General features: G+C 70.5%; 16 protein-coding genes and 2 pseudogenes. 6 read left to right on the top strand and 12 right to left on the bottom strand.

The window, feature by feature from the left end; translation table 11 throughout:
- Window positions 1-325 precede the first annotated feature (325 nt).
- Together ACY34J_RS06935 and ACY34J_RS06930 are read right to left on the bottom strand one after the other, a co-directional pair.
- Window positions 326-2047, bottom strand: a complete 1722-nt coding sequence (locus tag ACY34J_RS06935) for a helix-turn-helix domain-containing protein (RefSeq protein ID WP_462725446.1) — start codon at window positions 2045-2047, stop codon at window positions 326-328.
- Window positions 2048-2054: 7 nt separating this feature from the next.
- Complete coding sequence (locus ACY34J_RS06930; protein ID WP_462725447.1) at window positions 2055-2666, bottom strand: MEDS domain-containing protein; 612 nt, start codon at window positions 2664-2666, stop codon at window positions 2055-2057.
- Window positions 2667-3085: 419 nt separating this feature from the next.
- On the opposite strand from ACY34J_RS06930, the gene ACY34J_RS06925 reads away from it, so the two are divergent.
- Complete coding sequence (locus tag ACY34J_RS06925; RefSeq protein ID WP_462725448.1) at window positions 3086-4045, top strand: LysR family transcriptional regulator; 960 nt, start codon at window positions 3086-3088, stop codon at window positions 4043-4045.
- Between the two features lie 179 nt (window positions 4046-4224).
- Here ACY34J_RS06925 and ACY34J_RS06920 read toward each other — a convergent pair whose 3' ends face one another.
- From ACY34J_RS06920 to ACY34J_RS06895, 6 genes are all read right to left on the bottom strand, one after another.
- Window positions 4225-5469, bottom strand: a complete 1245-nt coding sequence (locus ACY34J_RS06920; protein ID WP_462725449.1) for a vWA domain-containing protein — start codon at window positions 5467-5469, stop codon at window positions 4225-4227.
- A complete protein-coding gene (locus tag ACY34J_RS06915; RefSeq protein WP_462725450.1) occupies window positions 5462-6457 on the bottom strand; it encodes an AAA family ATPase in 996 nt (331 codons plus the stop codon). Before ACY34J_RS06915 ends, ACY34J_RS06920 begins: the two co-directional genes overlap by 8 nt.
- Before the next feature lie 73 nt (window positions 6458-6530).
- On the bottom strand, window positions 6531-7448 hold the full coding sequence (locus tag ACY34J_RS06910) for an XdhC family protein (protein ID WP_462725451.1): 918 nt from the start codon (window positions 7446-7448) through the stop codon (window positions 6531-6533).
- A gap of 17 nt (window positions 7449-7465) precedes the next feature.
- Window positions 7466-9841, bottom strand: a complete 2376-nt coding sequence (locus tag ACY34J_RS06905; RefSeq protein WP_462725452.1) for an aerobic carbon-monoxide dehydrogenase large subunit — start codon at window positions 9839-9841, stop codon at window positions 7466-7468.
- 2 nt (window positions 9842-9843) lie between these two features.
- A complete protein-coding gene (locus ACY34J_RS06900; protein WP_462725483.1) occupies window positions 9844-10323 on the bottom strand; it encodes a (2Fe-2S)-binding protein in 480 nt (159 codons plus the stop codon).
- A gap of 2 nt (window positions 10324-10325) precedes the next feature.
- Complete coding sequence (locus tag ACY34J_RS06895) at window positions 10326-11201, bottom strand: FAD binding domain-containing protein (protein ID WP_462725453.1); 876 nt, start codon at window positions 11199-11201, stop codon at window positions 10326-10328.
- A 314-nt stretch (window positions 11202-11515) separates the two neighbouring features.
- Here ACY34J_RS06895 and ACY34J_RS06890 point away from each other — a divergent pair, with 314 nt between their 5' ends.
- The 3 genes from ACY34J_RS06890 to ACY34J_RS06880 are packed head-to-tail and all read left to right on the top strand — an operon-like array spanning window position 11516 to window position 14012.
- On the top strand, window positions 11516-12202 hold the full coding sequence (locus ACY34J_RS06890; protein ID WP_462725454.1) for an SRPBCC family protein: 687 nt from the start codon (window positions 11516-11518) through the stop codon (window positions 12200-12202).
- 11 nt (window positions 12203-12213) lie between these two features.
- Entirely contained in the window at window positions 12214-13320 is a 1107-nt protein-coding gene (locus tag ACY34J_RS06885; protein ID WP_462725455.1) for an XdhC family protein, read from the top strand.
- Window positions 13317-14012 carry a nucleotidyltransferase family protein gene (locus ACY34J_RS06880; RefSeq protein ID WP_462725456.1) on the top strand — a complete coding sequence of 232 codons (696 nt, stop codon included), beginning with the start codon at window positions 13317-13319 and terminating at the stop codon, window positions 14010-14012. The genes ACY34J_RS06885 and ACY34J_RS06880 overlap by 4 nt, the downstream gene beginning before the upstream one ends.
- Here the strand turns inward: ACY34J_RS06880 and ACY34J_RS06875 are convergent.
- The 3 genes and pseudogenes from ACY34J_RS06875 to ACY34J_RS06865 form a co-directional block, all read right to left on the bottom strand.
- Complete coding sequence (locus tag ACY34J_RS06875) at window positions 13976-14146, bottom strand: hypothetical protein (protein ID WP_462725457.1); 171 nt, start codon at window positions 14144-14146, stop codon at window positions 13976-13978. The two genes, ACY34J_RS06880 and ACY34J_RS06875, sit on opposite strands and share 37 nt — an antisense overlap.
- Window positions 14147-14150: 4 nt before the next feature.
- A complete protein-coding gene (locus tag ACY34J_RS06870; protein WP_462725458.1) occupies window positions 14151-16538 on the bottom strand; it encodes an ATP-binding cassette domain-containing protein in 2388 nt (795 codons plus the stop codon).
- 154 nt (window positions 16539-16692) lie between these two features.
- A pseudogene (locus tag ACY34J_RS06865) lies at window positions 16693-17164 on the bottom strand (helix-turn-helix transcriptional regulator).
- 148 nt (window positions 17165-17312) lie between these two features.
- On the opposite strand from ACY34J_RS06865, the gene ACY34J_RS06860 reads away from it, so the two are divergent.
- Together ACY34J_RS06860 and ACY34J_RS06855 are read left to right on the top strand one after the other, a co-directional pair.
- A complete protein-coding gene (locus tag ACY34J_RS06860; protein WP_462725459.1) occupies window positions 17313-17753 on the top strand; it encodes a TIGR03618 family F420-dependent PPOX class oxidoreductase in 441 nt (146 codons plus the stop codon).
- A 102-nt stretch (window positions 17754-17855) separates the two neighbouring features.
- A complete protein-coding gene (locus ACY34J_RS06855; protein ID WP_462725460.1) occupies window positions 17856-18779 on the top strand; it encodes a TIGR03620 family F420-dependent LLM class oxidoreductase in 924 nt (307 codons plus the stop codon).
- Window positions 18780-18892: 113 nt separating this feature from the next.
- Here ACY34J_RS06855 and ACY34J_RS06850 read toward each other — a convergent pair.
- Window positions 18893-19099 (bottom strand): annotated as a pseudogene (locus tag ACY34J_RS06850) (SDR family NAD(P)-dependent oxidoreductase); the annotation flags it as partial.
- Between the last annotated feature and the right edge of the window lie 164 nt (window positions 19100-19263).

The following is a 19263-nucleotide window of genomic DNA, read 5'->3' as shown; positions in this document are numbered from 1 at the left end:
CGTCCGGTACCGGAGGCCGTACTGTCATCGTTGCAGTACGGCAGGCGCTGGGGGGCGCGTCACCGCCGAGATCTCCGGCCTGTCTCCCCGGCGAGGAGATCCACAAGATCAGCACCTGGTGATCCCCTGCGGACTGGGGCTGGGTGGCAAGGTCCTGGCGACGGGCCGGCCGTGCCGCGTACGCGACTACGCACGGTCACGGATGCATCACGCATCACTTCGACGAACCGATCGGAGCCGAGGGCATTCAGTCGACCGGCCGCCCTTCCCCCAGCCGGCCTCGCGGTGGGTGCGAACCGGCGGCGTTCTGGCCGCCGCGGACTGATCAGCAGTCCCCAGCGGTCCTGGGATCGGACCGCAGCGTGTCGAGCGTCCGCCAGGCTCGGGTGGCCAGCTGCAGATTGAAATGGGTGTCGGGATTCGCGAGGTCATGTCCCGAGATCTCGCGGATCCGCTGCAGCCGGTACTTGACCGTGCTGCGGTGCACCGACAGGGCCGCCGCGGTGGAGTCGTAGCGTCCACCGCACTCGAGGTACCAGCTCAGCGTATTGACCAGCTGGGACCGCTTGCTGGCGTCGTAGTCCAGCAAAACTCCCAGCCAGTGCCGCACGAACCGCTCGACCGCTGCCGGGTCCTCGACCTCGCCGAGGAGCCGGTACACGCCCAGATCCTCGTAGCTGACCACGCGGTCGCCGCCGCGCGCGGTGCCCTGCATCCTCAGCGCGAGCAGTGCCTCGCCGTAGGAGCGCGGGAACTCCCCGGGCCGCTCACACGGGCCGCCGATCCCTATCCGGCATCGGCCGCCGCCCAGCTCGGCCAGGACGGCCGTCCGGAACCGCTCCCAGGGCACCACGCGGTCGGAGAGCAGCACCACGGCGTCGCCACGGGTCGCCATCAGCGAGCCGATGGCCGTCGAACCGGCAGCGCGGCGCACACCGTGGAGGAGCCCCTCCGCGTCTTGTGACCGCGCACCTGCCTCGACGACGACCACCCGGTGCGTGCGCTCCAGGTCATAACCCAGCACCTGGGCACGGGCCAAGGCGCTCTGTTCGTCGGTACCCGACAGCAACTCCTCCACCAGATCACACCGAAGACGCAGCTCGGTCTCGGCCAGACTGCGCAGCCGCACGAGTTCCATCGCCAGCACGGTCGCCCCATGCTCCAGTGCGATCAGCTCCTGGTCCCGGGCCGTCCCGGCGGGGTCCACCAGCGCCAGAACGCCGAGAATGTCCGGGCGCGGACTGGCGATCACCAGCAGCCGCCCGCCTTCCCGGATCGGCCGCCCTTCGCACACCGCCCGGCGCAGCATCCGCTCGCGGTCCGCCGGGGGATCCTTCGGGTACGGGGCAGGCTTGTTCGGGCCCGCCCACGCCCGCAGATTGCCGTACCGGTCCTCGACGGCGACGGGGAACCCGGTCAGTTCGTGCAGGGCGGTCGCGATGCCCTCCTGCCCTTCGCCGGCGACCGCGGCCCTGGTGAACCGGTCGTGGATCTGCTGGGTCCGCTCCAGCTTGCCGAGTGCCTCGGCAAGCGCGGCGTTGGCTGTGCGCAGTTCCTCGGAGGCGGCCCGTTCCTTCGCGTGCAGCCGCGCGTTCGCGAGGGCGACACCTGTCTGCTGGGCGAGTGCCTGGAGCAGAAACTGCTCCTCGGACGACGGTTCCTCCCCGGCCGACACGACCAGGTGACCGACGTATTCGTCGAGGCTGGGCATCGGCAGGGCCCATCCCCAGCCCTGGTCGGCGACGGTGACCGGACCGCCGCTGCGGCCGAGAGCCCCCAGCTGCGGCTCGATCGCGGCCCGCGCCCCCGGAGGCGCTTTCGGCGTCGCCGTCGTCTGCCAGCCGCCCTCCAGGTAGTGGACGCCCTCGACCTGGCAGCGTCCGAAGGACGCCACCGACGTGGTCGCCAAGTGCAGGATCCGGCGTTCGTCGCTGCTCTCGGTCATCAGCATGGAGAGCATCAGCAGGCCACGGAGGTTGCTGAGCTGGTCGCGCTGCGCCATGTCCAGCGCGGCCAATCGTGCCGCGGGGACCGCGGGCGTACTCATCGTCTCCTCACTGCCTCGTCGCGAGGAACTCGTCAGGCTCGAGGTAGTAGGGGTTGGCGACCAGCATCCCGCCGACCAGAACCTTTGGGTGCGTCTTCAGTACGTCCATCAGGATCCCGCCGCTGAACCGGTCGAGTTCATACAGGCACAGGATCACCTGGGGGTAGCGCGGCGCGAAGCGGTTGAGCCGCGACTCGTACTCCACCAGGTCCTCGACCCCCGGCATCTGGCGCAGTGACCAGGTCATCTCGCCCACGGCCCGGGAGAAGCCGAATCCATGGCAGGCGAGAGCTCCGCCGACCGCGTCGTCCCAGAAGTCGAGCATGGCGTGCGTGGAGAACCTGCCATCACGCAGGTACGTATCGCTCGACCGCTGCACATCGAGCTGCTGACTGCTCAGACACGCTCCAAGGTCGAAGTCCGTGGCGAGGGCGGTCAACACCGCTTCGGGATCGGTGGCATCCATGACACAGATGCACTTGTCGCCGGTCGCCAGCCCCTCGCGGAGATACGGGATCAGGATCTCGTCACGCCCCGCCAGGCCACGGTAAAAGGCACAGAGGTGCTCGCCGGGCGTGACCTGGACACCGGGAACACCGAGGGCAACTGAGGGTGGCATCGAGTCAGGCACCATCACCTTCTCTCTTATACCCCTGTCATCGGCCGAGCATGATATTCCAGTGGCGATCGTGATCTCTGTGTATTCTGGGGCGAGTTGTGTTCCGGTAGGGCGGTGCGAGGCCTGGTGTGCGCGTCGGTACGGAGTCGCCGCCCGGGATCAGCATCTCGGCCTCAACCGTCCCTTTGAAGCAGGACACTTGGCATCCCCTGGACCGGCGCCGAGTGTCCCATCAGGACAAATTCTGAGGGGACTTTCATCCCTCCAGGTCATGGAGCCGAAGCCTCCGCTTACCTAACGTGCATCGACGGATTCGGAACGCCCGTCTTAACTGGATACCTAAGGCCAGGGGGTTTGGAGGCATTCATGTTGTTCCGGGCCGATGCGACGTCATGGTCTACGACGCGGGGGGACGGCAGATGACGCTCAGTCGGCTCAGGATGTTCGTCGCCGTGGCCCGTCTGGGCTCGGTGAAAGCCGCCGCTCATTCGCTCAGCGTTACCGAGGCGGCGGTGTCCGGCGCAGTGGCCGCGCTGCGCCGTGAGTTCGGTGACCAGCTGTTCGTGCGGGCCGCCGGCGGCATCATGCTGACCTCCGGCGGCCGACGGTTGGCTGCCAGCGCCGCAGAGATCCTCAGTCTGGCCGAGGAGGCACGCCAGCGGGTGCGGGAGGCTGGGGAGCAGACCCCGTATCTGCGGGTGGCCTCCACCGAGACCGCGGCCGAGCACGTGACCCCGCGGCTACTCGAGGCCTTCTGCCGTCGCCAGCCCGACGTCGATGTCTCCACCGTGGCCGCGCCCGGCTCCGCCCTCGCCGAACTATTGCGGGACCGGCGGGCCGACGTGGCGATCGGTCCGGCACCGGGCCATGACGCCGCGATTGAATCCATCCCGTTCCTGCGGTTCCAGCTCGTCGTCGTCGCCGCCTCCCGGCACCCGCTGCGGGGCCACGCGCGGATCCAGCCTGACCAACTGGCCCGGCAGCCGTGGCTGCTCGGCCCGGCCGGGCTCGATCCGAGCACGCGGGCAGGCGCCTTCCTTGCCCGCCTCGGCGTCGATGCCGCCAGCGTGTCGGTCTTCCCCAGCGCGACGGAAGCCCGCGAAGCCGTCACCGACGGGCACGGGCTGACCATCGAGTTCCTTCATGTCGTACGCGACGAGCTGCGGCGAGGGACGCTGGCCACGCTCGACGTCCTGGGGACGCCGGTGGGCGGGTTGCTGTACGCGAGCGCGCTACGTGGTGACCACCGCTCGGAAACCGCGGCCCGCCTGTGCCGGTTCGTCACAACACCGCCGGCGACCCAGGCCGTACAGAACCGGTCGCGAGGGGTGTCCATGAACAGTTTCAAGCCGGCCGTCCACGTGACCATATGGAGCTGACCGACGCACCAACAGCGGCCGCGGCGCCTCACCCGGCCAGCAGCATGACGAACATGCCCTCTGTGAGCGCCGCGCGCAGCCGACCGACAACCGCAGGTCCATGCATCGGTTCCCTTTCGGCCTGTGAGGACCGGTTCCGCCGGGCCCGCCTCACCCGGACGCAGCCACAGAGACGGCGGTCAGCGCCCTGGCGGCCACGACGGCGGTACGCGCCGGGACAACGACCCGTCCGGTCCGGCGATCGCCTCGATGACCTCGGCGAGGGCGGCGTAGCTGTGCCCGCTCACGAACGCGTCGCAGTACGGCAGAGCCGCAGCCATCCCGCCCACGAGCGGGGCGTACCCGGGCGCCGCCTTGCGCGGGTTGACCCACACGATGCGGTGGGCGAGGCGGGCGAGCCGGCTCATCTCGCGCCCGACCGCGTCGGGGTCTTCGCCCTCCCAGCCGTCGGAGAAGATCACGACCACCGCGCCGCGGGCCATCCCGCGCCGGCCGAAGCCGTTGTTGAACTCGGCAAGCGCGCGTCCGATCCGCGTGCCGCCCGACCAGTCGGACGCGGTGACGCCCGCCCGCCGCAACGCGGCGTCGGGGCTCGCGTTCCGCAGGACCGGCGTGAGCCGGGTGAGCCGGGTGGCGAAGACGAAGGCCTCGGCGGACACGCCGACGGCGGCCCGCTGGAAGAAGCCCAGGTAGGCGCGGGTATAGGGCTCCATGGAACCGGAGATGTCGCACAGCAGCACCAGCGGGCGGGGGCGGACGCGGTCATGGCACCGGGCCAGCCGGACCGGCTCGCCGCCGGTGCGCTGGCTTCGGCGCAGAGTGCGGCGCAGGTCTATGTGGCGGCCGCGGCGCCTGGCTTCCCTGCGGCGCTTGCGGCGGAGCGGGGTGCTCACCACGAGCGATTCCATGAGGCGGTGCAGGGCGGTGAGTTCGTCGGCGTCGAGGGCACCGAAGTCCTTGTGGGCGAGGGCCTCATCGGTGCTGCTGATGGCCCGCAGGGCCTCGGCTTCCCGATCGCCGTCAGCACCCGCACCACCCGGCCGCGGGGCCCCGCTCGGCACCTGCGACCCCGACGCTTGCGGGGACTGGCCGGAGGGGACCGGCGGCCCGTCGGGTTCGGGCTCGACACCCGTCAGCGGCTTGTTGTTGTGGTCGCCGCGGGACTCGGCCGGATCGAGGAGGCCACCGAAGAGTGCGTCAAACACCCGGTCGAACGCGGAGATCTGCTCGCGTCCTGTCACCAGGGCCACACGGGCGGTCCAGTACAGAGCGGACCGGTCCACCGGCGGGTGCAGACGCAGGGCCTGGAGGAAGCGCACCGACCGCTCGGGCGTGACGGCCACGCCGGCGCGGTGCAGCGCCTCCCCGAACCGGCCGGCGAAGTCGGCGAGGTCGAAGGTGGGCAGGGTGATGCGCTCAGGCATCGGCGCTGCCGGCCGGCCACGCCACGCCGCGCTCACGCACCAGATCGTGGTCCTCGCGGTATTTGAGCACGGAGCCGAGCGTGCGGTCGGCGGCGTCGGCGTCGAGCCGGTCCACGCCGAGCAGGGAGAGCGCCGAGATCCAGTCGATGCTCTCGGCGACGCCGGGTGGCTTCTGGATCTCCAGCGTCCGAAGCCGTTGTACGGCCGCCGCCACGTCGCTCGCGAGCGAGGCAGAAGACCCGGGGACCCGGCGCCGGACGATCTCGGTGAGCTGCTCCGCGCTGGGGTAGTCGATCCAGTGGTAGAGGCACCGGCGCTTCAGGGCGTCATGGAGGTCCCGGGTGCGGTTCGAGGTCAGCACGACGATCGGCGGCACCGTGGCGCTGACGGTGCCGATCTCCGGGATGGTGACGCTCGCCTCGGCCAGGACCTCGAGCAGAAACGCCTCGAAGTCGTCGTCGGCCCGGTCGACCTCATCGATCAGCAGCACCGCGGGCATCGGGCCGGGGTGGGTGAGGGCGGCGAGCACCGGGCGCCGGACAAGGAACTCCTCGGTGAACAGGTCGGCCTCGGCCAGTTCGGCGTGCCTGGCCTCGGCGAGGCGGATGCTCAGCAGCTGGCGCGGATAGTTCCACTCGTACAGGGCCTCGGCGGCGTCGAGGCCGTCGTAACACTGGAGACGGATCAGCGGGGTGCCGAGCACGGCTGCGATTGACTTGGCCGCCTCGGTCTTGCCCACCCCGGCTTCGCCTTCGAGCAGCAACGGCTGCGGGAGGCGCAGCGCGAGGTACAGGGCGGTCACCAATCCGTCGTCGGCCACGTAGCCGGCGGCATCGAGGGCGGCGGCGAGCCGCTCGGCGTCCGGGACAGCCCCCTCGACGGGCGAGGTGTGTCCGCCGAGGGTCGGCCGGTGGGCTCGTGATCCCCGGCTGGGGCTGGAACCGTCCGGTTCTGCTCGTAGGGCGGTCACGGTCGGATCGACTCCCAAGGTTCACTCCTGACTCTGGCCATGCGGCGGGGATGTGACGACCTGGCACCGCCACGCGGATGGCGCCCCCGCGTCAGCCACTCCCGGCGCCCGCGCCGGCGTACCGGGCGGGATCGGCTTCGAATGTGGCGCGGCACTCCTCGGCGCAGAACCACCGCCGTTCGCCCCCGGCGTCGGAGTGCGGCGTGCCGTCGACGGCGGCGACGGTCATGCTGCACACCGGGTCGACCGCCGTCCCCGGCTCGGGCTCGGCCTTGGCGCCCGCCCTGGCCGGCGCGTCGGGCCGTGCGGACTCGGTCCGGACGGATGCGATGACCTCGGCCAGGATCGACAGGGCGATCTCCCCAGGCGTGCGGGCACCGATCGGCAGACCGGCCGGAGTGCGGATCCGCGCCCGCTGCTCCGCTGTCACCTCCAGGCTGTCCAGCACCGCCTCGCCTCGCTTGCGGCTCGCGACCAGCGCGATGTACGGGACCCCCGTACGCAGTGCGAAGGTGAGGAGCGGCTCCTCGTCGCGCCCGTGGGAGGCGACGACGACCGCGGCGGCCCCGGCGAGGGACTCGGCCGTGACGTCGGAGGCGCCGACGGCCACGACGTCGTAGTCGAGGGCCGGACCGAGCTCGACCAGCTTGCGTCCGATGGGAGTTTGGCCGAGGACGAGCACCCTCGGGGCGGGGCGGAGCGGCTCGAGGAAGATCTCCAGCGCCCCGCCCGAGAGGCACGGATTGCCGACTGTGACGGCCCCCTCGTCGACGACCGGCTCGCCGGTCTCCTCCGGGGAGATCCGTAGCAGCAGCGACTGGCCGGTCTGCAGCGCCTCCAGACCGTAACGCCGTACGGTCGCCTCCGCGCAGGTGCCGCCGACGAACCCCTCGATACGGCCGTCCGCGAGCACGAGCGCGGTGTCCCCCGGGTGCGCGCTCGTCGGACGACGAGCACGCACCACGGTGGCCCTGACGAACGGTACATGACGGCTCGTCAGGTCAGACATCCGTTCGGGGACCATGTTCACGCCGGTGGCTCCACACTGCCCTGCGTCATTGCCGTCCAGACCCGGCTGGGGTTGAGCGGCATGTCGGCGTGACGGACGCCGATGGCGTCCAGCACCGCGTTCACGACCGCGGCGGGCGACCCCACGGTGGCCGACTCGCCGATGCCCTTGGCGCCGATCGGATGGTGCGGCGACGGGGTCACGGTGTGGCCCAGCTCCCACGCCGGGACCTCGAGTGCGGTGGGGAGCAGGTAGTCCATGAACGACCCGCCCAGGCAGTTGCCGTCACTGTCGAAGCCGATGAGCTCCATCAGAGCCATGCCGACGCCGTCGGCGAGCCCGCCGTGCACCTGCCCTTCGATGATCATCGGGTTGATGCGGGTACCGCAGTCGTCGACCGCGATGAAGCGGCGAACCTTGACCTGGCCGGTGCCCGGATCGACGTCGACCACGCAGATGTACGCGCCGAAGGGGTACGTCATCTCAGGCGGGTTGTAGACCGTCATCGCCTCGAGGTGGCCCTCGACGCCGTCGGGAAGTTCCAGGGCGCCGTGCGCCGCGAGGGCGATCTCCTGGATCGTCGTGGCCTTCTCGGGGTCTCCCTTGACGAACCACCGCCCCTTCTCCCACTCGAGGTCCTCGGGGGACACCTCGAGCATGGCGCCCGCGATGAGCCGGGCCTTGTCGCGCACCTTGCGGGCGACAACGGCCGCGGCCGCGCCCGAGACCGGCGTGGACCGGCTGCCGTATGTGCCGAGCCCGAACGGGGTCTGGTCGGTGTCGCCGTGGACGACGTCGATGTCCTCGGGCGGGATCCCGAGCTCCTCCGCGACGATCTGGGCGAACGTCGTCTCGTGGCCCTGCCCCTGGGTCTGCACGCTCAGCCGCACCACCGCCTTGCCCGTCGGGTGGACGCGCAGCTCACACCCGTCGGCCATGCCGAGCCCCAGGATATCCATGTGCTTGCGGGGCCCGGCTCCCACCGTCTCGGTGAAGAACGACAGGCCGATGCCCATCAGCTCGCCCCGGGCGCGCTTTTCGGCCTGCTCCTTGCGCAGCTCGGCGTACCCGGCGATGTCCATCGCCTTGCGCAGGCACGCGGGGTAGTCACCCGAGTCGTACACCCAGCCGGTCTTGTTCTCGTACGGGAACTGCTCCGGCCGCAGCAGGTTCTTCATGCGCAGCTCGGCCGCGTCCATGCCGAGTTCGTCCGCCAGGCAGTCGACGATGCGCTCGATCAAGTACACCGCTTCGGTGACCCGGAACGAGCAGGCGTAGGCGACGCCGCCTGGGGCCTTGTTGGTGTAGACGCCGCTGACCTCGCAGTGGGCGGCCTCCAGGTCGTAGGAGCCGGTGAAGATGTGGAAGAAGCCGGCCGGGTACTTCGTGGGCTGGGCGGTCCCGTTGAACGCACCGTGATCGGCGAGCACCTTCACCCGGACGCCGAGGATCTTGCCGTCGCGGGTCGCGGCGATCTCACCCTGCATGTGGTAGTCGCGGGCGAAGGAGGTGCTCATGAGGTTCTCTGAGCGGTCCTCCATCCACTTGACCGGCTTGCCGGTGACGATCGACCCCACGACCGCGCACACATAGCCGGGGTAGATGCCCACCTTGTTCCCGAAGCCGCCACCGATGTCGGGGGCGATCACGCGGATCTTGTGCTCGGGCAGCCCCGCCACCATCGCGTACAGCGTGCGGTGGGCGTGCGGCGCCTGGGTGGTGCTCCACAACGTGAGCTTGCCTTCGACCGGGTCCATCGAGGCGACGCAACCGCAGGTTTCCAGCGGCGCGGGATGCACCCGCGGGTACAGCATGTCCTGGGTGACCACCACGTCGGCGCCTGCGAAAACCGCGTCGGTGGCCGCCTTGTCGCCCGACTCCCAGTCGAAGATGTGGTTGTCGCTCTTGCCTTCCAGGTCGTCCCGGATGACCGGCGCATCAGCGTCCAGCGCGCGCCGGGCATCGATGACCGGCGTCAGTGGTTCGTACTCGACGTCGATCAGCTCGAGGGCGTCGCGAGCCGAGTAGTGGTCCTCGGCGACGACGAAGGCCACCTCCTGGCCCTGGAAGCGCACCTTGTCGGTCGCCAGCACGGCCTGGGTGTCCATCGACAGGGTCGGCATCCACGCCAGGTTGAGGGTCTCCAGGGTCTTGCCGGTGATCACCGCCCTGACCTTCGGGTGGGCCTCGGCAGCCGAGGTGTCGATGGAGACGATCCGGGCGTGCGCGATCGGACTGCGCAGCACCGCGCCGTGCAGCATGCCCGGCAGCTGGACGTCGTCGACATAGCGGCCCTTGCCCCGCACGAAGCGCACGTCCTCCTTGCGCTTCATCCGGCCGTAGCCGATCGGTCGCTCGTCGGCCGCGGCGACGGGTTCCTCGACGGTGGTCACGGTCAGCTCCCTGCGGTCTCGGCGGCCTGGTGGGTCGCGGCCCACTGAATGGATTTGACGATGTTCAGGTAGCCGGTGCACCGGCACAGCTGACCGGAGATCGCCTCGCGGATCTCGCCCTCCGACGGGTCGGGGTTACGGTCCAGCAGCGCGCGGCCGGTCATCATCATTCCCGGCGTGCAGAAGCCGCATTGCAGGCCGTGCTCCTCCATGAACCCCTTCTGGACGGGGTCGAGGGTGCCGTCGACCTCCAGGCTTTCGACGGTGCGTACCTCGTGTCCGGCCGCCATGGCGGCCAGGACGGTACAGCTCTTGACCGGTTCCCCGTCCAACAGCACCACGCAGGTACCGCAGTTGCTGGTGTCGCAGCCCCAGTGGGTACCGGTGAGTCCCAGGTCGTCGCGCAGGAAGCGCACCAGCAGGTGGCGTGGTTCGATATCGCGGGTGTGGTCCTCGCCGTTGACGTTGATGGTGACCTGCATCCTCAAGCCTCTCTTCCTGCGGCGCGAGCCGCGGCCCGGCGCAGTGCCCGCTTGGTGAGCTCACCGGCCAGGTGCCGCTTGTACTCGGTACTGCCTCGGCTGTCGGTGGTGGGCGAGCAGTCCTCGGCCGCGATGCGGGCGGCTTCGGCGAACAGCTCCTCGGTGGGCTCGTTGCCGCGCAGCGCCTCCTCCACCCGGTGGTTGTGCACGGTGTTCGAACCGACGGCGGCCAGCCCGACACCGGCTTCGGCGATCCTCCCGTCCCGCAGTGCGACGGCCGCGCCTGCGGCGCCGACCGCCCAGTCGCCCACCTTGCGCTCGACCTTCTCGTAGGCGCTGCCGGCGTTCGGCCGGATCGGGATGCGTACCCCGACCAGCATTTCGCCAGGGCCGACAGCGGTCTCGTACGGGCCCTGGTGGAACTCGTCCATCGTCACGGTGCGGGAGCCGTCCGCGCCCAGGATCACGGCCTGGGCGTGCACGGCGGCGCACACCGCGGAGAGGTCCTCGGACGGGTCGGCCTGGCACAGCGAGCCGCCCAGCGTGCCCCGGTTGCGCACCGGCGGGTCGGCGATGACCCGCTCAGCATCCCGGAAAATCGGGAAATATCTACCGAGAAGCTCGCTCTCGAGCATGGAGCGGTGCCGGGTGAGCGCTCCGATGCACAGCTCGGAACCCTCCTGGCGTACGTAGTCGAGCTCGTCGAGATCGTTGATGTCGACGAGGAACTCCGGCTGAGCGAGCCGGAGCTTCATCATCGGCAGGAGGCTGTGGCCTCCCGCGATCACGCGCGCCTCCTCGCCGAAGCGCCGCAGCAGCGTGAGTGCCTCGTCGACACTCCGCGCCCGTTCGTATTGGAACGACGCCGGTACTTGCACATCACCCTCCCTCTGGTCGCGGTCCGCCCCGCGATACCGCTGGGATCCGCATAGTTGGCGCTCGGACCGCGCCCACGTCAAGGCCGACTTCAGCGAATGATTAAGTGCGGTGGGATTTGGTGCGGGCTCTTAAGCGATAGCTGAAGAGCCCGTTGACCAGCGTCCGGGAGGGGTTCATGGTTACCGCCCGGCCCTGAGGCCCGGCGCCGGCAGGTCCCGCGCCGAGCTGCCCGGTAACCGCGTCGCGGGAGCGGATCCCCGCGCGTTTCACCGGCCAGGGGACGTGGCCCATGGATGAAGGAGCCTTGTCCGCGATGGAGTTCACCAACGAGTTCCGCGTGAGCCTGCCGGTTGAGCAGGCCTGGACGCTGTTCACGGATGTCGAGCGGATCGCCCCGTGCATGCCGGGCGCCCAGCTCACGGAGGTGAACGGCGATAAATACCTCGGGATGGTCAAGGTCAAGGTCGGCCCGGTGGTCACTCGGTTCAAGGGCTCCGCGTCCTTCGAGAAGCTGGACGCCGAAGGCCGGACGGCGGTGCTGCGGGCAGAGGGCCGCGACGTCAAGGGGCAGGGCAACGCCAACGCGCTCGTCACCGCCCAGCTCGCACCGGACGGCGATGGCACCGCAGTTACGGTGACGACCCAGCTCAGCGTCACCGGCAAGGCGGCCCAGTTCGGCAAGGGGGTGATGGAGGACATCAGCAAGAAACTGCTGGCCCAGTTCGTGACATCCCTCGAGGCCCAACTGGTCGCCGAGCAACAGGCCTCCCCCGCCGTCTCCGGTGCGGCGGCCGGGGCAGTCGGGTCCGAGACCGGGCCCGCCCCCATCACCGAGACCGAGACCGAGACCGAGTCCAGCGCACAGCCCCGCCGCATCGAGACGCGCGAGGCCGAGCCCCTGGACCTGATGGGCGTAGCCCGCGGCGCCGTGCTCAAGCGCGCCGTACCGGTGGCCGCCGTCGTCGTCCTCATCGCCCTCGTCGTCTGGCTGACCCGGTAGGCGACGAGTCCGTGAAGGAGATCCTGGACGACCTCGACCGGTGGCGGACCCTGAGCACGCAGGTCGCCATCGCACGGGTGATAGACGTCGAGGGGAGCGGCCCCCGGCTGCCGGGTGCGGCCTTGGCCGTCAACGAGGGCGGCGAGGTGTCGGGCTCGGTCTCGGGCGGGTGTGTGGAGGGCGCGGTCGTGACCGAGGCCCTCGGGTCCATCTCATCCGGTGACCGCACGGTCGTGACGTTCGGGTACAGCGATGACGACGCCTTCGCCGTCGGCCTCACCTGTGGGGGCACCATCCGCCTCTACGTCGAACCGCTCGACTGGTGGCCGCTCTACGACAAGGTCCGCCGGCTGCAGGCCGACGGCGAGCCGTGCGCCCTGGCCACGGTCATCGACGGGCCGAACACCGGCGCCAAGCTGCTGGTGCGCCCCGACGAGAGCGCCCCGCCGGCCGGCTCCCTGGGCGACCCGGACCTCGACCGCGTCGTGGCCCGCGATGCCCGCGGCGAGTTGGCGGCGGGGACAACCGGGGTACGGCACTACGGCGAGCACGGCGAGGCTCGCGAGAGCACGGTGTCCGTGTTCATCGAGTCGTTCGTGTCGGCCCCCCGCATGCTCATCTTCGGGGCAGTCGACTTCACCGCCGCGCTCGCCCGAGTCGCCAAGGTGCTCGGCTACCACGTGACGGTGTGCGACGCGCGACCGGTGTTCGCCACCCGGAGGCGGTTCCCTATGGCCGACGAGGTGGTCGCCGAGTGGCCGAACCGGCTGCTGCGGAAGGTCGGCCCCACGCTCGGCCCCCGCGACGCCGTCTGCGTGCTCACCCACGACGCCAGATTCGACGTGCCGGCCATCGTCACGGCCCTGGGCACCAACGTGGGCTACCTGGGCGCGATGGGCTCCCGGCGGACCCACGCGGACCGGGTCAAGCGGCTGCTGGAGGAAGGCGTCGACGACGTTGCCCTCGCCCGGGTCGTGGCACCCATCGGCCTGGACCTCGGGGCGCGGACACCCGAGGAGACCGCCATCGCCATCTGTGCCGAGATCATCGCGTGCCACACCGGGCGCTCCGGTGCGGTGGGGCCGCTCCGCGACGGGCAGGGAGCGATCCACCCATGAATGTCGCGCCCGCCCCGAGTCGGCCGGCCTCCCACGCGGTCGTCGGCATCGTGCTCGGGGCAGGCGCGTCCACCCGGCTGGGGCGCCCCAAGCAGCTGCTTCCGCTGGGCGACACTACCGTGCTCGCTCGGGTGGTCGCTCGCGTCGAACGCTCCTCGCTCGACCGCGTCGTCGTAGTGGTGGGAGGCGGCGGCGATGACGTCGTCCGGTCGCTTGCGCCCGGCCGGGCGCACGTCGTGCGCAACGACGCCTACGGTTCGGGGTGCGCATCCTCGCTGCTCGCCGGCCTTGACGCCGCCGGCGAGTGCGCCGCTGTGATGCTGCTCCTCGGCGACATGCCGCAGATCGAGACCGCGGTCATCGACGAGGTGCTGGCACATTGGCGCGCGAAGCCGAGCTGGGCGGCGATCACCAGCTACCAGGGCGAGTTGGGCCATCCGTTCATGTTCTCCGCCGCCTCCTTCGCGACCCTGAGGGGCCTGCACGGCGACAAGGCGGTCTGGAAGATCGTCGACCAGGCGTCCCCTGACCGCCTGCGATGCCTCTCGGTGGACCGGCCGCTCCCCCGTGACATCGACACCTGGGAGGACTACGTCGAGGTGTGCGCGGCCCTCGGCGTGCCTGTCGCCCCGCGATCGCAGCAGCGGGGGTTTCCTCAGTCGCCCGCGGCCACACTCGGGGAACTCCCGTAGCGCAGTCCGCCGTGGGAGTACGTGGGCCAGACCGGCCACTGCCGTTTCCAGCGGGCGAGCCCCGAGGACGGCAGGATCTGCAGCCAGCGCGGGTCCCGGGGACTGCGGTCGGCGAGCGTCTTCTCCTTGGCCATGCGGTCAGGTGCCGACGTAGGCCGCGAGGTGCTCGCCGGTGAGGGTGGAGCGGGCGGCGACGAGGTCGGCGGGTGTGCCCTCGAAGACGATCCGGCCGCCGTCGTGGCCGGCGCCGGGGCCGAGGTCGATGATCCAGTCGGCGTGCGCCATGACCGCCTGGTGGTGCTCGACGACGATGACCGACTTGCCGGAGTCGACGAGCCGGTCGAGCAGGCCGAGCAGCTGCTCGACGTCGGCGAGGTGGAGGCCGGCTGTCGGCTCGTCGAGGACGTAGATGCCGCCCTTCTCGGCCATGTGGGTGGCCAGCTTGAGCCGCTGCCGCTCGCCGCCGGACAGCGTGGTGAGCGGCTGGCCGAGGCTGAGGTAGCCGAGCCCGACGTCGGCGAGCCGGCCGAGGATGGCGTGCGCGGCCGGCGTGCGCGCCTCGCCGGCGCCGAAGAACTCCTCGGCCTCGGTCACCGACATCGCCAGCACCTCGCTGATGTCACGGCCGCCGAGGTGGTAGTCCAGCACCGAGGCCTGGAACCGCTTCCCCTCGCACTCCTCGCAGGTGGTGGCGACGCCGGCCATCATCGCCAGGTCGGTGTAGATGACGCCGGCGCCGTTGCAGGTGGGGCAGGCGCCCTCGGAGTTGGCGCTGAACAGCGCCGGCTTCACGCCGTTGGCCTTCGCGAACGCCTTGCGGATCGGGTCGAGCAGTCCGGTGTACGTCGCCGGGTTGCTCCGTCGCGAGCCGCGGATCGCGCCCTGGTCGATCGACACCACACCCGCGCCGGCGGGGATCGACCCGTGCACGAGAGAGCTCTTGCCTGAGCCGGCGACGCCGGTGACCACGGTCAGCACCCCGAGCGGGATATCGACGTCGACGCCGCGCAGGTTGTTCGCCGTCGCGCCGCGGATCTCCAGTGTGCCGGTGGGCGTCCGCACCGCCTCCTTCAGGGAGGCCCGGTCGTCGAAATGGCGGCCGGTGACGGTGCCGCCGGCCCGCAGCCCCTCGACGGTGCCCTCGAAGCAGACGGTGCCGCCCGCCGTACCGGCGCCGGGGCCGAGGTCGACGACGTGGTCGGCGATCGCGATCACCTCCGGCTTGTGCTCCACGACGAGCACCGTGTTGCCCTTGTCCCGCAGCCGCAGCAGCAGGTCGTTCATCCGCTGGATGTCATGGGGGTGCAGGCCCGTGGTGGGCTCGTCGAAGACGTAAGTGACGTCGGTGAGCGAGGAGCCCAGGTGGCGGATCATCTTGACGCGCTGCGCCTCGCCGCCCGACAGCGTGCCCGACGGCCGGTCGAGCGAGAGGTAGCCCAGGCCAATCTCCACGAACGACTCGAGGGTCTGCTTGAGCGCGGTGAGCAGTGGCGCCACCGACGGCTCGTCGAGCCCGTCGACCCATTCGGCCAGGTCGCTGATCTGCATCGCGCAGGCGTCGGCGATGCTGATCCCCTTGATCTTCGACGACCGGGCCCCCTCGCTGAGCCGGGTGCCGTCGCAGTCGGGGCAGGTGGTGAAGGTGACCGCGCGCTCCACGAACTCCCGGATGTGCGGCTGCATCGCCTCCTTGTCCTTGGCGAGCATCGACTTCTGGATCCGCGGGATCAGCCCCTCGTAGGTCATGTTGATGCCCGCGATCTTCATCCTGGTCGGCTCGCGGTGGAGGAAGTCGTGCAGCTCCTTCTTGGTGTACGTGCGGATCGGTTTGTCCGGGTCGTAGAAGCCCGACTCGGTGTAGAGCCGGTAGTTCCAGCCGCCCGCCTTGTAGCCGGGGACGGTGATCGCGCCCTCGGTGAGCGACTTGGAGTCGTCGTAGAGCTGGGTGAGGTCGAGGTCGGAGACCGTGCCCCGGCCTTCGCAGCGCGGACACATGCCGCCGGTGCGGGTGAAGGTCGCCTTCACCGCCTTCTTGGCACCGCGCTCGACGGTGATCGCACCGCTCGCCCGGACCGAGGGGACGTTGAAGGCGTACGCGCTGGGCGGGCCGATGTGCGGCTTCCCGAGGCGGCTGAAGAGGATGCGCAGCATCGCGTTGGCGTCGGTGGCGGTGCCGACCGTGGAGCGGGGGTCGCCACCCATCCGCTGCTGGTCGACGGTGATCACGGTCGTCAGCCCGTCGAGGACGTCGACCTCGGGCCGCGCCAGCGTCGGCATGAAGCCCTGCACGAAGGCGCTGTAGGTCTCGTTGATCAGCCGCTGCGACTCCGCGGCGATCGTGTCGAACACCAGCGAGCTCTTGCCCGAGCCGGAGACGCCTGTGAACACCGTCAGCCGGCGCTTCGGTATCTCGATGCTGACGTCCTTGAGGTTGTTCTCGCGCGCGCCGTGCACGCGGATCAGATCGTGGCTGTCGGCAGCGTGCAGCGCAGGCGACTGCGTGTCCGTCCTCGTAGCCGTGCTCATCGTGTCTCCATCTGTTGGGCGAGGCCGCCTTCGCGATCTCCCGGCGTCGCCTGGCTCGATCTGACCAGCTTCGAATAGTACGTCTGGTTCTTCACCAGCTCGCACGAGTAGGAGGACCACCGGGAGCACCTCCGGGCGGTGATGTCCATGGCGGTCACGCTGGCTGCGGCTCGGAGGTCCGCGCTTCTCGATTCCTGATCGGTCTGGTCACCTGTTGCGCGACGCACGACGGGGAGCCCCGCCGTCGCGCGCGTCGCGTGGCGCCGACAGACGCTGGGCGGCACGCCGACCAGCTCGCTGAAGCGAGTGCTGAAGGTGCCCAGCGACGAGCAGCCGACCACGAAGCAGACCTCGGTGACGCTCAGGTCGCCACGACGCAGCAGCGCCCTTGCGCGCCCGATGCGCCGTGTCATCAGGTAGCCGTACGGCTACTCGCCGTAGGCGCGCCGGATCTGGCGGCTGAAGTGGCCGGCCGACATGTGCGCGCCCCGGACGGGCGCCTCGAGGTCCAGCGGCTGCGCGTACTCCCGGTCGATCCGGTCGCGGACGCGGCGCAGCGCGCGAACGTTGCTTGATGTGGCACTGCTCGGACGCCCCGGGGTGCGCCCGCAGACCAGGGCAGCCATCGTGGAATGACCCGGCCCGCCCTGCCCTCCCGGCCGCACCACCGGGTACGGCCACGACACCGCACCATGCCCCGCACCGCGATACCAGGCACCGGCCCGGATACCCGCGCCCGCACCGGGCGACCTCGCCGGCCGAGAAAGGCACCCGATGACGGATCTGAAGGATGTGGCCCGGATCGCCGCGGGCGACCACAACTTGGCGGTCGTGGCGACGACCCGCGCCGACGGCCCGGTCCAGGCGTCGGTGGTCAACGCCGGGATCACCGACCACCCGGTGACCGGCGACCCCGTGGTCGCCTTCGTCACCTACGGCCGTACCAAGCTCGCCAACCTGCGTGCACGACCGCGTGCCACCCTCACCTTCCGCGCCGGGTGGACCTGGGCCACCGTCGAGGGCCGCGCAGACATCGCAGGGCCCGACGACCCGTTCAACGACATCGGCTCCGAGCGCCTGCGTCTGCTGCTGCGCGAGATCTTCACCGCCGCGGGCGGCACTCACGACGACTGGGCGGCGTACGACCGCACGATGGCCGAAGAGCGCCGTGCCGCCGTCTTCGTGCACCCCGAGCGCATCTATGGCAACGGATGACAGGGGGTCATGCCATGCCACAAGGCGCCGGCCGCACAGGGCCGCGACGGAACCCAGCACCAGGACATACAGGACAGCACGAGGACAGCGAGGAGCACCCGCATGGCTGAACAGACCGCACCCCCGCCCGTGGACCTGCCCGCCCTGAAACAGCGCCTGGGGCGCTCGGGCGTATGGCTCGCCTCACTGTCCACGGCGGCGGCGGACGACGAGCGGCGGGCCGTCGCCGCCATTGAGGACCTCGGTTACGGGGCGCTGTGGTTCGTCGAGTTTCCCCACGGCAAGGAGTCGCTGACCCACGCTGCCGTCCTGCTCTCCGCGAGCCGGCGCCTGATGATCGCCACCGGTATCGCCACCATCTACGGCCGCGACGCGACCGCCGCGGCCAACGGCGCCAGAACCCTCTCCGAGGCGTGGCAGAGCCGTTTCGTACTGGGCCTCGGGGTCAGTCACCGACCGTTGGTGGCCGGCCGCGGACACGACTACAGCAAGCCGGTGGCCACCATGCGGGCCTACCTCGACGCCATGGACGCCACAACCTACGACGCTCCGTTGCCCGAGCCGGTGCCACGTGTGCTCGCCGCGCTGCGCACGAAGATGCTGGGGCTTGCCGCGACGCGGGCCCAGGGGGCCCACTCCTACTTCGTCACGCCCGAACACACCCGCAGGGCCCGGGAGACCCTCGGTCCCGACCCCCTCCTCGCTCCCGAGCAGGCCGTGGTGGTCGACACCGACCCCGAGCGGGCACGGGCCATCGCCCGCGAGTACGCGGCCTTGTACCTGACCCTGCCCAACTATCTGAACAACCTGCGCGAGCTCGGATTCTCCGACTCCGACTTCGACAACGGCGGCAGCGACGCGCTTATCGACGCGATCATCCCCTGGGGCGACCCGGAGAAACTGGGTGACCACATCCAGGCGCACTACCGGGCCGGTGCCGACCACGTCGCCGTACAGCCCATCGCGCCGACACTCGACCGGCAACTGGAGGACCTGCGCCGGCTGGCCCCTGTCCTGAACCGCTGACCCGCGAGGCGGAGCGGGCGCCCTGCGGCGGCGCTACGTCACCGGGGGCGGGACCGCCCGGGTGGCGGCCTGCCCCGCCGAACCGATTTGGGCGACGTACTCGTTGACGGACTGACGGACTGCTCGTCGAGCGCATCGACCTGAGCGGTCTCGGCCGTTCCTCCAGCGGCGGAGATCTCCCTGGCCACAGCCTCGAGTTTGGCCTCGGTACGACCGGCGAGGAAGACCCTGGCTCCCTCTCGGGCAAAGGCGCGAGCGACCGCGCCGCCAATCGGCCCACCAGCCCCGTAGATCACCGCGTTCTTGGCTGTCAGCAACACAGGCATCAGAGTTGGTCGCGCGGATGGAGCATCTGTCCTCTGGTCCATCGTCCCCGCGAGCCGACGAGATCGCATCTCAGCGCCGCGTCACCCACCCGCCATGGCCCACCGCACCCCCTCCGACGCCGACTTGGAGGAATCGTGGACCTGTTGTTCCTCCCGCT

Source organism: Streptomyces sp. HSS9-12, assembly GCF_054963655.1.
The sequence above is the reverse complement of the archived record's forward strand: the minus strand, read 5'-3'. Positions and strand labels throughout refer to the sequence as shown.